The following is a 14509-nucleotide window of genomic DNA, read 5'->3' as shown; positions in this document are numbered from 1 at the left end:
GACCGTCTCAACGGCTTTGCTTGAGCGTCTCGCCGATCAGCAGGATCACCGAAATGATGTTGGCCAGCAAGGCGCCGGCCGACAAGGAGACCACGATGGAAATGATGGTGCCGTCCATCGGCTGCTGGTTAATGTAAAGCTGCCAGGCCCAGACAAAGCTTGCCGTAATCAGCTGGACCAGCGCGACCAGGCTGGTCGCCAGGTGTGTCGCACCGATGTGCGTGCGATCGCCGAACTTGAGCACGGTGGCGATCAGGTTGACGACCAGCGCGGCGAAAAGCTCCGACGGATGGTGCAGATCGATCCGGTCCAGGTCACCGATGACAAAGCCGAAGTTCAGCGTGCAGGCAAGAATGATGAAGAAACCGAAGATGACTTTTTCCAGGTTCATGGCGATGGGGTCCGGTGGTTTTCTGGTGGCGGTCGATGCCCTGACAAGTCGGTAATGGACACGTATGGCGCCGCCCCAATCGGGCACTCTGCGACCCAACCTGTCCGATGTCATTCCCGTTGCAGTATCCGGAAGTCCCCCGGGTTGGTCAATGACGAAGCGGAGTGGCGCATGACGTCGCGCTGGTTGCTTCTTTCACGCGATTGGACAAAACTTCGATTACCTTTTTTGTCCGTGCTCGAATTATTGAATTGATGCGGCAATGACGACTCCTGGCGCAAGGCAATCACGTGTGGAGAAGCTCGCCTCGGCCAAGGGCCCGGCGCTGCTCGTCGTGTTCCTCGCGCTCGTCGGGCTGGCCGTCGGCGTGTCGATCCAGCGCGACTACGCACAAACCATCGCGGATGCGTTCCAGACGCTGGAAAGTCAGGCGATCCTCGCCGAGGCCAAGGTCAGCGGCGTCCTGCGCGGACTCGACATCGGCCTGCACGGCCTTGCCGCCGATCACGAATCCGGTGTCCCCTTGCCAGAAAAGGTTGTCGCCGAACATCAGCGCTCGTTCCTGAAGAGCTTTGCCGAAATCCGTACCGTGACGGCAACCGACGCCAGCGGCCAGGTCATCGCCGCGGAGAGCCTCCAGACACCCGGCGATCTCCCGGTGATCCGCGCGTTCAACATTTCGGGGCGCGACTACTTCCGCTTCCATCGCGATGCGGTGTCCGACGACTTCGACCGGATGCACCTCTCGCGCCCGTTCATCGGCTCGTCCAAGCGCTGGATCATCGCCGCCTCACGGGCGATTCGCGGCGAGGACGGCGAATTTCACGGCGCCGTCGTCGCCACCGTCATCCCGCGCTTTTTCGAGTCGATTCTGCAGGACATCCTTGCAAACGACACGGTCGATGTGGCCAGCCTCCATAACCGACAGGGCGACATCCTCTATCGCGTTCCGGATTCCGACACGCATACCGGCCAGAACGTCGTACGGGGTGAATCCTTCCAGCACTATCTCAAGTCCGAGACCAACATCACGCGGCATATCGGCGCCGCGGTGGCCGACAACACGAGGCGCCTCGTCGTCTTCGCCAAGGTCGGCGACACCGGCATCGACGTCGCGATTTCGGCCCGTTTCGACAAGATCATCGCCCGCTGGTACCCCCTCGCAGTCGCCAAAGTACTGCTCTTCGCCGTGTTCTCGGCCGGAGCCATCGCACTCTACCGCCAGTGGCAACGACGAAGGATGGCGACGCTCGCGCTCGCGCAAAGCGAAGCACACTTCCGCGAGTTGTTCGGGCGCGCGCCGATCGCGCTGGCCATCAGTGACCGTCAAGGGCGTGTGCTTCTGGTTAACCAGGCGTTCGAAACGTTGTTCGGTTACCGGCAAGAGGAGCTTCCCAGCGTCGAGACCTTCCGCCAGCGCGTGTATCCCGATCCAGCCGAAAGAGCACAGCAGGAACAGTACTGGCGTGAAAGCTGGAATGAGGCGGCCGAGGAAACCCGTCGCCCGTCGCCCGTGGAGGCCACGGCCGTAAGCAGGGACGGCAGCACAAAAACCATTCTGATCAGCCGGCAGAGGCTGGGCGACGACATGCTGGTTGCGATCATCGACATCACGGCGCGCAAGGAAGCAGAGGAGAAAGTGCGCGAGCTCTCGCAGGCGATCGAGCAGAGCCCCGAGGCCATCGTCATCACCGACCTCGACGCCAACATCCAGTACGTCAACGATGCGTTCGTCGCGTCGAGCGGCTACGGCCGCGACGAGCTGCTCGGACAAAACGCACGCCTCCAGCGCTCGGGCAGGGCACCGAACGCAACATACGACGCACTCTGGGCTTCACTGAGGCAGGGCCGGACCTGGAGCGGCGAACTCATCAACCGGCGCAAGGACGGTACGGAATACACCGAGTTCGCCATCGTCTCGCCGATGCGCGACTCAAACGGACGGATAACGCACTACTTCGCGGTCAAGCAGGACATCACCGAGAAGAAGCGCCTCACCGAGGAACTCGATCGGCATCGCCACCACCTGCAGCAGCTGGTCGATGAACGGACACGCGAGCTCGAAATCGCCAGGACGAATGCCGAGGTCGCCAGCGTCGCCAAGAGCGCCTTCCTCGCCAACATGAGCCACGAGATCCGCACGCCGATGAACGGCGTGCTCGGCATGGCGCACCTGCTGCGTCGCAGCGGCCTGACCGAGAAGCAAACGAGTTATGTGGACAAGATCGAAGTCTCCGGCAATCACCTGCTCGCCGTCATCAACGACATCCTCGACATTTCGCGCATCGAGGCCGGCAAACTGCAGATCGACGAGACCGAATTCTTCCTGAACGACCTGATCCGCGACGTGACCGACATTGTCGGCCAGAGCGCGGTCGACAAGGGACTGCTGCTCCGCATCGACGTTGGCGATGCGCCACAGGAAGTGCGCGGCGATCGCAAGCGCCTGCGCCAGGCGCTGGTCAACTACCTATCGAACGCGGTCAAGTTTGCCGAGCGCGGCAAGATCACGCTGCGCTGCCATACGCTCGAAAGGCGGGAGAAGGATTCCCTCGTCCAGTTCGAAGTCGAGGACACCGGCACAGGCATTCCACCCGACGACCTCGTCCGCCTGTTCCAGAGCTTTGAACAGGCCGACAATTCGGCAACGCGCAAGCACGGAGGCGCCGGCCTCGGCCTCGCCATCACCAAGCGCATCGCCGAACTGATGGGCGGTACGGCCGGCGCCCGCAGCGAGCCGGGCAAAGGCAGCACCTTCTGGCTGACCGTGCGTCTCGGCCGCACTCCGCACGACGGACACGGGCCCGCCTGACCACCCATCGGCAGCGCCGAAATATCCTGAAACATCCACGCGGTTTCTTGAAACAGACGGGATATATCTGCTTGCCATACTGCGCGCGTCGATCACCCCTCCCTGAGAACAACCATGACGAACGCAATCACCACCTCATCACCCACGAACCAGCCGGCCGATGCGGCGAGCAATGCCGACGCGCTGCTCAAGAAGTACTCGACGCCGCTGACCGCGGCGACGGCCATCGTCGTCTGCGTCACCGGCGTGATGATGTTCTTCCACCTCTACAAGGGCGAAGTCCAGGCCATGCACGAGTGGCTGGGCATGGGCTTCGTCGTCGCCGCCGTGCTGCATCTCCTGCGCCATCGCCGTCCGCTAGGCTTGATGATGAAGCAGAGCCGGACGCATATCCTGCTCGTGCTGACGCTGGTCATCTCGCTCGCTTTCCTCTATCCGTCGTCCAGCCAGCAGCCAAACCCGATGCGTTCGACGATCACGGCGGTCATGCGCGCGCCGCTCAAGGATCTGGCGCCGGTCGTCGGCGTTACCACGGCGGAGCTCACGGCACGCTTTGCCGAGGCCGGTGTGGCGCGGGTGGACGCCACCGATACGATCGAAACCCTCGCCAAGGCCCACGAGACCGACCCGATGAAGCTGCTGAGCGCCGCGATGACGCCGCGCAGCGGCGACGAAACGGACTGAAAGCCCGACCCCTTCACACTTGTTTACTTGCCGGGCCGCGCGACGCAAGCATAGTCTCTCCCTTTGACGACCATTGTCCTTTTCCAGGGAGAGACGCATGAGCATCGCCAGAAACATCGCCGGGACGATCAAGGCACTCGGTATCGCCTGTGTGCTGGCCTTCAGCTTGCCCACGTCGGCCGCCGGCGTGGGCGACCTGTCGGCAACCGACACCTCGTCCGGTCTCAAGGAGGCGCTGACGCGCGGCGCCGACATCGCGATCAGCCAGCTTGGCCAGAAGAACGGCTTTCTCGGCGACAAGCGCGTGAAGATACCGCTGCCGAAATCCGCGCAAACGGCCGAGAAGATGATGCGCACCTTCGGCATGAAGAAGCAGGCCGACGAGCTGATCGAGACGATGAACCGCGCCGCCGAGATGGCCGTCGTCGAAGCCAAGCCGATCCTGACCAACGCGGTTAAGTCGATGAGCTTCGACGACGCGCGCAGCATCCTCACCGGCGGCGACGACGCGGCGACGCAGTATTTCAAGCGCACGACGTCGAAGGACATCGGCGCCAGGTTCCTGCCCATCGTCAAGACGGCAACCGCCAAGGTCGACCTCGCCGGGCAGTACAACAAGTACGCCGGACAGGCCGCGAAGCTTGGGCTGATGAGCGAGCAGGACGCCGACCTCGATACCTACGTCACCCAGAAGGCGCTGGACGGGCTCTTCCTGATGATCGCCGAACAGGAAAAGTCGATCCGCAAGGACCCGATCGGCACCGGTTCGAGCCTGCTCAAGAAGGTGTTCGGCGCACTGAAGTAAGGCCGAACACACGCCCGACGTTGTTGGCGGCGGGATGACTTTCGGGTAGCGTTGCTCGTCCCGTCACTCCCGCTTCCTGTCCGCCCATGCAACGCCAGAAAATCATCCTCGTCGAAGACGAACAGGCGATCGCCGATACGCTGCTCTACGCGCTGGGCAGCGAAGGCTTCGACGTCTGCCACGTCGCGCTGGGCAGTGAAGCGATAGCCACACTCCGCGCGACCGAAGCCGATCTCGTCATCCTCGACGTCGGCCTGCCCGACACCACGGGCTTCGAAGTGCTGAAACAGATCCGCGCCCTGCCCGAACGGCGCGATGTGCCGGTCATCTTCCTCACCGCCCGCGCCGAGGAGATCGACCGCATCCTCGGCCTCGAACTCGGCGCCGACGACTACGTGACAAAGCCCTTCTCGCCGCGCGAGGTCGCCGCGCGCGTGCGCGCCATACTCCGCCGCGAGGCACGCTCGCGCGGCACGGAAGCAATGGAGCCGGCGACCACCTGGCAGCACGATGCGGCGGGCATGCGCATCGTCTTCCGCGCACAGACGCTCGACCTCACGCGCTATGAATACCTGCTGCTCGCGCTGCTGCTCTCGTCACCGGGCCGCGTGTTCACGCGCGAGCAGATCATGGACCGCGTGTGGTCCGATGCGCCCGAGACGAGCGACCGCAGCATCGACACCCATGTCAAGACGCTGCGCGCCAAGCTGCGCGCGGTCGACCCGATCGGCGAACCCATCGTCACGCATCGCGGGATCGGCTACAGCCTCGCGCCATGAAGCTCTGGGCGCGCGTTTTCCTCGGCTACTTCCTGATCGTCGGTCTCTCGGGCTGGTTCCTCCTGCGCGTCTTCGTCTCCGAGGTCAAACCCGGCGTGCGCGACGCGGTGGAGGACGTGATGGTCGACAGCGCCAACCTGCTCGCCGAACTCGCACGCGACGATCTGCTCGCCAACCGCCTGCCGGCAGGACGTTTTTCCGAAAGCGTCGAGGCGTATCGCCGCCGCCCGGTCAAGGCCACGATCTGGGGGCTGGAAAAGCAGACGCTCGATTTCCGCATCTACGTCACCGACGCACAAGGCATCGTGCGCTACGACTCCGAACACCAGGCCATCGGCGAGAACTACGGCGACTGGCGCGACGTCTACCGCACGCTGCGCGGCGAATACGGCAGCCGCTCGACGCGCGACGATCCCGACGACAGCACGAGCAGCGTCATGCACGTCGCCGCGCCCGTCCATCAAACGAACGACCCCGGCAGCGCGATCGTCGGCGTCGTCACCGTCGCCAAGCCGTCGCGCACGCTGACGCCGATCATCGCCCGCGGCGAGAACGCGGTGCTCCGGCAAGGGCTGCTGCTCCTTGGCGCGACCCTGCTGATCGGCGGACTGTTCACCGCCTGGCTCAGCGTTTCGCTCGGACGCCTCGTCCGCTACGCGCGCGCCCTCGCGGCCGGCCAACCGGCCGAACCGCCGGCGAAGGGCAAGGACGAGATCGGCACGCTGGCGCGCGCGCTCGCGCAGTTAAGGGATGAAGTCGACGGCCGCGCCTACGTTGAGCACTACGTCCAGCACATGACGCACGAGATGAAGAGCCCGCTCGCCGCCATCCGCGGCGCCGCCGAGCTGCTCGGTGAGGACGACCTTCCGCCGGCCGAACGGCAGCGCTTCGCCGCCAATGTGCAGGCACAAAGCGAACGTCTGCAGGCGCTGATCGACAAGCTGCTGCGCCTCGCCCAGCTCGAACAGCTGAGACAACTCGAATCGCGTGCGCAATTCCCGCTCAAGGCGCTCTTCGACACTATCGAGGAAGCCCTGGCGCCCCTCGCCGAACAACGCGATGTCTCGCTTTCGTTCTCGGCCGCCGATGCGAGCCTCACGGCGAACGGCGATCGTTTCCTGCTCGGTCTCGCGCTGGGCAATCTGGTGCAGAACGCCCTGGACTTCTCCCCGGCGGGAAGCACCGTCGAGATCACCGCGACGGCAGGAGGCGGGCAGATTGTCCTTGGCGTACGCGATCACGGCGCCGGCATTCCCGAGTACGCCCGCGCGCGTCTCTTCGAGCGCTTCTTCTCGCTCCCCCGCCCCAATGGAACGCCCAAGAGCACCGGCCTCGGCCTGCCGCTCGTGCGCGAGATCGCCACTTTGCACGACGGCAAGGTCTCGCTCGACAACGCAGCGGATGGCGGCGCAATCGCCACGCTGACCATCGCCGGCCAGCAAACCGCTGCCTGAACACGGCGCCAGAAGGCGCTTCACATTCGCTTCACGCGCCCTTCATGCAGGCGCATCCGGTGCACACATCGCCCGGCCACACTGGCCTCCGACCCAACCCCACGGAGACAAGCCATGAAGAACCCGCTGTTCCTGAAATGTGCGCTGCTGGCGCTGATCGGCGCCCTGCTGCTGATCCCGCTCGCGATGATCGAGCACACGATCGACGAGCGCACGCTGCACCGGGCCGAAGCCATCCGGGCGATCGCCGCCAGTTCGGCCGGCGAGCAGTCGGTCAGCGGCCCGATGCTGACGATTCCCGTCGTCGAGGAATACGACGACGAGCAGGTCGAGGAGGTGAACGGCGAGACGCGCAAGAAATCGGTGCGCCGAAAACGCACGCACACGATCACCGTCCTGCCGCGCCAGCTCGACTTCAAGGGTGGGCTGAACGTCGAGAAGCGCGCCTACGGGCTGCACGAAACCGCCGTCTTCGAAATGCAGGGCGGCATCACCGGCAGCTTCGACCTGCCCGGCCCCGCGGCGCTGCCGACGCTCGGCCAGAATGCGGTCTTGTCGTGGGGCGCACCGGTGCTCTCGGTGAGCGTCGCCGACGCGCGCGGGATCACGGGCGCGCCGAAGATCGTGCTGGCCGGCGCGGCGCTCACGCCGCACCGTGGCTCGAAGGCCGGCGAGGCAAGGAACGGCTTCCACGCGCTCGCCGAACAGATCGACGGTGCGCGTCCCGCGACGCTCCCCTTCCGCGTGGAATTGGCCCTCGCCGGCACCGGCAGCTTCGACTTCGTCCCCGTCGGCGAAACGACGACGGCGGAGCTGAAAGGCAACTGGCCGCATCCGAGCTTTGGCGGCAACTATCTGCCGCGCAGCCGTGAGGTGGCGAAAGACGGCTTCTCGGCGCGCTGGGCGACCACCGCGCTCGCCTCCAACGCCGCGGGCGATCCGGTCAAGGCGGGAGCCGACGGCTTTGAAGTGCGCCTGATCGATCCCGTTGACATCTATCGCCAGGCGCTGCGCGCGGTGAAGTACGGCGTGCTGTTCATCGTCCTCAGCTTCGCTGCCTTCTTCATGTTCGAGCACCTGCGCACCTTGCCGATCCACCCGATCCAGTACCTGCTCGTCGGACTGGCGCAGGCGGTGTTCTTCCTGCTGCTGACCAGTCTCTCCGAACACATCGCCTTCCCGCTCGCCTACCTCGCCGCGGCGGCGGCATCGATCGTCCTGATCGGCGTCTATCTGGCGGCGATCCTGCGCGCCTGGTGGCGCGGCCTCGGCTTCGGCGGCGCGCTGACGATCCTGTACGCCGCGCTCTACGGCATCCTGCGCTCGGAACAGAACGCGCTGCTCCTCGGCTCGCTGCTGCTCTTCCTCGCGCTCGCCGGCCTGATGCTCGGCACGCGCAAGATCGACTGGTATCACCTCGGCAAATACGACGCGGCCGCAGGCGCTTGATGCTCACCCTGAAGAGTCCGCTGCGCAAGGCGCTTTGGATTGACAATCAAGGGCTTGCCGCGTAGATTCACGCCCTTGCTTGGCCGGTTTTCCGGTCCGCGCCGATTTGAAGTTCAGCTTGCAGGCGCGTTACAAATCTGGCTAAAGCGCGCGTGATTCGACGATTTTCCGAAACCCGTTCGCTGATGAGGCTGAACGGGTTTTTTCATTTTCGAGGTTTATCAATGCAGCCAGATCGCTCCGCCGAACTCACCGCCCTCCTGCAACAGCGCATCCTGATCCTCGACGGCGCGATGGGCACGATGATCCAGCGGCACAAGTTGCAGGAGGCCGACTACCGCGGCACGCGCTTTGCCGACCACCCGTTCGACCTCAAGGGCAACAACGACCTGCTACTGCTGACCAAGCCCGAGGTCATTCGCGGCATCCACGCCGAATATCTGGCGGCCGGCGCCGACATCCTCGAAACCTGCACCTTCAACGCCACGTCGCTGTCGCAGGCCGACTACCACCTCGAAGCCATCGTCTATGAGCTGAACGTCGCCGGCGCGCGACTGGCGCGCGAGGCGTGCGACGAGTTCACTGCCAAGGATCCGGCAAAGCCGCGCTTCGTCGCCGGCGTCCTCGGCCCGACCTCGCGCACGGCGTCGATCTCGCCCGACGTCAACGACCCCGGCTATCGCAACGTCAGCTTCGACGACCTCGTCGTCAGCTACACCGAGGCGATTCGCGGCCTCACCGACGGCGGCGCCGACATCCTGCTCGTCGAAACGATCTTCGACACCCTCAACGCCAAGGCCGCGCTGTTCGCCATCGAACAGTTTTTCGAAGCGACTGGCCGCCGCTGGCCGGTGATGATCTCCGGCACGATCACCGACGCTTCCGGGCGCACGCTCTCGGGCCAGACCGCCGAAGCCTTCTGGAACTCGCTGTCGCACATCAAGCCGCTGTCGTTCGGCCTCAACTGCGCGCTCGGCGCTGATGAACTGCGCCAGTACGTCGAGGAGTTGGCGCGCGTCTGCGACTGCTACGTCTCGGCGCACCCGAACGCCGGCCTGCCCAACGCCTTCGGCGGCTACGACGAGACGCCCGATCAGCTGGCCGATGAGATCGCCGACTGGGCGAAGCATGGCTTCGTCAACATCGTCGGCGGCTGCTGCGGCACCTCGCCCGAGCACATTGCCGCCATCGCGCGCAAGGTTGAGACGATCAAGCCGCGCGCCATCCCGGCGGTCGAGAAGAAGCTGCGCCTCTCGGGCCTGGAACCGTTCAACGTCGGCCCGGAGTCGCTGTTCGTGAACGTCGGCGAGCGGACCAACGTCACCGGCTCGCGCGTCTTCGCCAAGATGATCCTTGAAGGCCGCTTTGACGATGCGCTGGCCGTCGCCCGCCAGCAGGTCGAGAACGGCGCGCAGGTGATCGACATCAACATGGACGAGGCGATGCTCGACTCGGTCGCCGCGATGGATCGCTTCCTCAAGCTGATCGCGTCGGAACCCGACATTTCGCGCGTGCCGGTGATGCTCGACTCGTCGAAGTGGGAAGTCATCGAGGCCGGCCTGAAGTGCATCCAGGGCAAGGGCATCGTCAATTCGATCTCGATGAAGGAAGGAGAAACGAAGTTTCTTGAGCAGGCCCGGCTGGCGCGGCGTTACGGCGCGGCGGTGATCGTCATGGCCTTCGACGAGCAGGGCCAGGCCGACACGTACCGGCGCAAGATCGAGATCTGCGAGCGCGCCTACAAGCTGCTGGTGGGCATCGGATTTCCCGCCGAGGACATCATCTTCGACCCGAACATCTTCGCCATCGCCACCGGCATCGAGGAGCACAACAACTACGCCGTCGACTTCATCGAGGCCTGCCGCTGGATACGTGCCAACCTGCCGTATGCGCAGATTTCCGGCGGCGTTTCCAACGTCTCGTTCTCGTTCCGCGGCAACGACCCGGTGCGCGAGGCGATCCACACGGTTTTCCTCTACCACGCGGTCAAGTCCGGGCTGTCAATGGGCATCGTCAACGCCGGCATGGTCGGCATCTACGACGATCTCGATCCGGTGCTGCGCGCCAAGGTCGAAGCGGTCGTCCTGAACACTTCGCCGGACGCCGGCGAAGCTTTGGTGGAGTTCGCCCAGACAGTCAAGGAAGGCAAGGCCAGGGACGCCGGTCCCGATCTGAGTTGGCGTGAACTGTCGGTCGAGGCGCGCCTCTCGCACGCGCTGGTCAAGGGCATCACCGACTTTGTCGTCGCCGATACCGAGGAATGCCGCGCCGCGCTGGAAGCCGCCGGCAAGCCGCCGCTGTCGGTGATCGAAGGCCCGCTGATGGGCGGCATGAACGTCGTCGGCGACCTCTTCGGCGCCGGCAAGATGTTCCTGCCGCAGGTGGTCAAGTCGGCGCGCGTCATGAAGCAAGCCGTCGCGCACCTGATCCCGTACATCGAGGAAGAAAAGCGCCGCACCGGCGCGGCCAGCAAGGGTCGCGTCATCATGGCGACCGTCAAGGGCGACGTGCACGACATCGGCAAGAACATCGTCGGCGTCGTGCTCGGTTGCAACGGCTACGAAGTGATCGACCTCGGCGTCATGGTCTCGTGCGACAAGATCCTGCACGCGGCGAAGGAACACGGCGCGCAGGCGATCGGCCTCTCCGGACTGATCACGCCGTCGCTGGAAGAGATGAGCCACGTCGCCGCCGAGATGCAGCGGCAAGGTTTTGACGTGCCGCTCCTCATCGGTGGAGCGACGACCAGCCGCGCGCATACGGCGATCAAGATCGCGCCGCACTACGAAGGCACCGTTGTTTACGTACCGGACGCCTCGCGCGCCGTCGGCGTCGTCACCAAGCTGCTGTCGATCGACAATGCGGCAGGCTACAAGGAAGAAGTCGCCGCCGATTACGAGCGCGTGCGCGCCCAGCACGCCAACAAGAAGGGCGTCACGCTGGTCACGCTGGCCGAAGCGCAGGCGAACCGGTTCGCCTGGAACGCCGATCCGGCCTACACGCCGGTCGCGCCGGCCAAGCCCGGCCTGCACGTACTGCGCGACGTCGATCTGGCGACGCTCGCCGAGTACATCGACTGGGGCCCCTTCTTCCAGACCTGGGATCTCGCCGGCGCCTTCCCGAAGATTCTTGACGACGAAGTCGTCGGCGAGACGGCGCGCTCGGTCTTTGCCGATGGCAAGGCGATGCTGGAAAAACTGATCGCTGAGAAATGGATCACGGCCAACGCCGTTTTCGGCCTCTACCCGGCCAACGCGGTCGGCGACGACATCGAGATCTATACCGACGAAACGCGCAGCGAAGTCGCGATGACCTGGCACAACCTGCGCCAGCAGCACGAGCGTCCGGCCGGCAAGCCGCACCAGTCGCTTACCGATTTTGTGGCAGAAAAAGGCACCCCCGACTGGATCGGCGCCTTCGCCGTCACCGCCGGCCTCGGCATCGAGAAGAAGCTCGCCGAGTTCGAGGCGGCACACGACGACTATCACGCGATCATGTTGAAGTCGCTCGCCGACCGCCTCGCCGAAGCCTGCGCCGAATGGCTGCACCGCGAGGTGCGCACTAACTACTGGGGCTACGCGGCCGACGAGACGCTGGACAACGATGCGCTGATCCGCGAGCAGTATCGCGGCATCCGCCCCGCCCCCGGCTACCCGGCGTGCCCGGATCACACGGCCAAAGGTCCGCTGTTCGAACTCCTCGACGCGCCGGGCAATGCCGGCATGGGCATCACCGAGTCCTTCGCCATGACCCCGGCCGCCGCCGTTTCCGGCTTCTACCTCGCGCACCCGCAAGCCCAGTATTTCGCAGTGACGAAGATCGGCCGCGACCAGCTGGAAGACTGGGCGAAACGCACCGGCATGAGCGTTGCGCAGGCCGAGCGCTGGCTGGCGCCGGTGCTGTAGCGACATCGTTTGAAACGCCGAAAGGACCAAGTCAAGATGAAGAAGACCCCGACCCCCGAACGCCCCCAACCCGCTCAGATGCAAGCAATCGAGCGCTGCGTCGAGCGCGGCGAATTCGGCGAGGCACACACGAGACTCGCGCGCCTGTTGTCCGCCTTTCCGGGCTTCAAGCCCTTGCGACGTTTGGCTTTCGAAATTGCCTGGCAAAGCGGCGACGCCAATCAGGCCGTTTTGGCCGCCTGGGAGTGGTGCGAGGCTTCGCCCAATAGCGTCCCGGCCTTCGAAGCGCTTTCTGACAGCAGCAATGGGGATTATCTCTATTTCTTTATCCACGCCGAACAACGCCTCACCGCCTTGGGGAAAGCCTGCGACGTCGATCTGGACGAATTGCGCACCTCGGCCGGGGGGCAGGCGCTCAGCGGTGAAGAAGGGATACGCGTCGATCTGAGCCGGGTATTGATGGCGGTCGGACGAATCGAGGAGGCGGGTGCGCTGGTGGCGTCGATCCAGCACCCCGCAGCGCAGAACAATTACGCCCTGACCGTGTTCGCCGCCGGAAGAATCGAGCAAGCCGTCGGGTTGTTCGAATCTGTTCTGCAAGATGATCCCGATAACTTCTTCGCACTTTGCTGGCTGACCGCGCTTCGTCTCTGGCTCGACGGCAAAGCCGCCGCGACGGCAATGGCAGGACGGCTGCTTGCCCTCAAGACATCCACGCGGGACGAAGCGCGTTACCAGATGGAAACTTCGATCCTGCTCGATCAACTCGAGCGTGCCGAAGATCTCTATCAACAGGCGCTGGATGCCTCGTGGCTTCGCGAGCTCAACGAAGCGATTCCGGGAGCGGCCGACCGCCTGCACTATCTTGGCGCACTGGTCGCCTGGCGCCAGTCGCGGTTTGGCGACGCCGTCACCCGACTGGAAAAAATCGCCGACGAAGACGATGCCTACGCCGAATTCATACAACAATGCCTCATCGGCCGCATTAGTGGAGAGACCCCGGACTGGAAGATCGGTATCTTGGCGCAATGGTGGCCGATCACTCACATCATGTCGCTCCACCCCGAGAAATTCGCCCGTGACGACGAACTGTTCGAGCGCTGGCAAGCGCCGATGCCGCATCCCGACTATCTCGTCGCGACCGCGCTCAATGGCGGGAAGGGAGCGCGAACGCTAGCGATCGCGGCGCTGCGCTACCTGGCGGCGAATGACGGTGACAGCCAAGCCGCTGCGCGGGATGCCATGCTTTTGTTGCTGGCGCTGCCTTGCGGCCCCGATTCGGTCCGCAGCCAACTGCAAATGTCGATGATCGAAGACAATCTGCTCCCCCAGGGCGCACCGATCACGATGTTCATCGGCGGCAAGATTACCGAGATTCGCCCACTCGCGCTCACGGTTCACAACGATGCGACGGAAGAAGAAACCGTTCTCTCCCCGCCCGATTTCAAGCTTTATGAAAATGCGCTCGACTACATCGCCGAGCAGAAAATCAGCCAAGCCCGGGCGATCATGGAGCAGCTGCTCGTTCGCTACCCGGACTACCCGCGCGTGATGACTTCCGTCGCCACCTTGCGCGAAGCCGAAAACGAGCCGCTCGAAAGCTGGGCAACGCTTGTTCGACGCGCAGCCGAGATTGATCCGGGGTATTTTTTCGCTCGCACCGGATTGGTCAAGCTGCTGGTCAAGGAAGGTAAATTGGAGGAAGCACGCGAAGCGCTCAAACCGCTGCTCGAAGCGACCGAGATGCACAGTTCCGAATGGCGTTCGCTGATCCTCGCCCAGATCGCACTCGCCAAAGCCGACGGGGATCTGCCGGCGCTCATTCGCCTCAACGAAATGCTGCGCGACTGCCTGGAACGCTTCGGATAGATTCGCGCATGCCCGGCCACTTCCCGGATTTCGTAGAACGCGACGCCAACCTCGCACGGCGCAACACGCTGGCGCTACCGGCACACGCCGCGCTTTTTGCGCGGATCAGCTCGGCCGATCAGCTGACCGCGCTGGCCGACACCTGTTCGCCCAGCGACACGCGCCTCTTCATCCTCGGCGGCGGCAGCAACCTCGTGTTGTCCGGCGACTTTGACGGCCTCGTGCTGCACATGGCGATTCCCGGCCGAGCGCTGGTTGCCGAGGACGCCGACGCCTGGTACGTGCGCGCCGGCGCCGGCGAGCACTGGCACGACTTCGTGCAGTGGACGCTGGTACAGGGCTGGCCGGGACTGGAGAACCT

Annotated in this window: 10 protein-coding genes and 1 riboswitch; of the genes, 9 read left to right on the top strand and 1 reads right to left on the bottom strand. The window is 64.5% G+C overall.

The window, feature by feature from the left end:
• Positions 1–7: 7 nt before the first annotated feature.
• A complete protein-coding gene (locus KBA32_RS00885) occupies positions 8–391 on the bottom strand; it encodes a DUF6394 family protein (protein WP_294353861.1) in 384 nt (127 codons plus the stop codon).
• A 292-nt stretch (positions 392–683) separates the two neighbouring features.
• On the opposite strand from KBA32_RS00885, the gene KBA32_RS00880 reads away from it, so the two are divergent.
• The 9 genes from KBA32_RS00880 to KBA32_RS00840 form a co-directional block, all read left to right on the top strand.
• Positions 684–3203, top strand: a complete 2520-nt coding sequence (locus KBA32_RS00880; RefSeq protein WP_294353859.1) for a PAS domain S-box protein — start codon at positions 684–686, stop codon at positions 3201–3203.
• Positions 3204–3317: 114 nt separating this feature from the next.
• Positions 3318–3887, top strand: coding sequence for a DUF4405 domain-containing protein (locus KBA32_RS00875; RefSeq protein ID WP_294353857.1), 570 nt, complete (start codon positions 3318–3320; stop codon positions 3885–3887).
• A 97-nt stretch (positions 3888–3984) separates the two neighbouring features.
• Positions 3985–4692 (top strand): DUF4197 domain-containing protein, encoded by a 708-nt coding sequence (locus KBA32_RS00870; protein WP_294353856.1) that lies wholly within the window; start codon positions 3985–3987, stop codon positions 4690–4692.
• Positions 4693–4778: 86 nt separating this feature from the next.
• Positions 4779–5471, top strand: a complete 693-nt coding sequence (gene creB / locus KBA32_RS00865; RefSeq protein WP_294353855.1) for a two-component system response regulator CreB — start codon at positions 4779–4781, stop codon at positions 5469–5471.
• Positions 5468–6925, top strand: coding sequence for a two-component system sensor histidine kinase CreC (gene creC / locus KBA32_RS00860; RefSeq protein WP_294353853.1), 1458 nt, complete (start codon positions 5468–5470; stop codon positions 6923–6925). The genes creB and creC overlap by 4 nt, the downstream gene beginning before the upstream one ends.
• A 114-nt stretch (positions 6926–7039) precedes the next feature.
• Positions 7040–8374 carry a cell envelope integrity protein CreD gene (gene creD / locus KBA32_RS00855; RefSeq protein WP_294353846.1) on the top strand — a complete coding sequence of 445 codons (1335 nt, stop codon included), beginning with the start codon at positions 7040–7042 and terminating at the stop codon, positions 8372–8374.
• A gap of 88 nt (positions 8375–8462) precedes the next feature.
• Positions 8463–8540: riboswitch (SAM riboswitch) on the top strand.
• Between the two features lie 58 nt (positions 8541–8598).
• Complete coding sequence (metH, locus tag KBA32_RS00850; protein WP_294353843.1) at positions 8599–12279, top strand: methionine synthase; 3681 nt, start codon at positions 8599–8601, stop codon at positions 12277–12279.
• Between the two features lie 36 nt (positions 12280–12315).
• Positions 12316–14148, top strand: a complete 1833-nt coding sequence (locus KBA32_RS00845; RefSeq protein WP_294353840.1) for a tetratricopeptide repeat protein — start codon at positions 12316–12318, stop codon at positions 14146–14148.
• An 8-nt stretch (positions 14149–14156) separates the two neighbouring features.
• A partial coding sequence (locus KBA32_RS00840; RefSeq protein ID WP_294353838.1) for an FAD-binding protein occupies positions 14157–14509 on the top strand: 353 nt, incomplete at its 3' end.

Source organism: Propionivibrio sp., from assembly GCF_017995515.1.
GTDB lineage: Bacteria > Pseudomonadota > Gammaproteobacteria > Burkholderiales > Rhodocyclaceae > Propionivibrio.
The sequence above is the reverse complement of the archived record's forward strand: the minus strand, read 5'-3'. Positions and strand labels throughout refer to the sequence as shown.

Coding starts and splice junctions, on each gene's coding strand:
- KBA32_RS00885 (WP_294353861.1), bottom strand. CDS start 391: ATGAACCTGGAAAAAGTCATCTTCGGTTTCTTCATCATTCTTGCCTGC.
- KBA32_RS00875 (WP_294353857.1), top strand. CDS start 3,318: ATGACGAACGCAATCACCACCTCATCACCCACGAACCAGCCGGCCGAT.
- KBA32_RS00870 (WP_294353856.1), top strand. CDS start 3,985: ATGAGCATCGCCAGAAACATCGCCGGGACGATCAAGGCACTCGGTATC.
- creB (WP_294353855.1), top strand. CDS start 4,779: ATGCAACGCCAGAAAATCATCCTCGTCGAAGACGAACAGGCGATCGCC.
- creC (WP_294353853.1), top strand. CDS start 5,468: ATGAAGCTCTGGGCGCGCGTTTTCCTCGGCTACTTCCTGATCGTCGGT.
- creD (WP_294353846.1), top strand. CDS start 7,040: ATGAAGAACCCGCTGTTCCTGAAATGTGCGCTGCTGGCGCTGATCGGC.
- metH (WP_294353843.1), top strand. CDS start 8,599: ATGCAGCCAGATCGCTCCGCCGAACTCACCGCCCTCCTGCAACAGCGC.
- KBA32_RS00845 (WP_294353840.1), top strand. CDS start 12,316: ATGAAGAAGACCCCGACCCCCGAACGCCCCCAACCCGCTCAGATGCAA.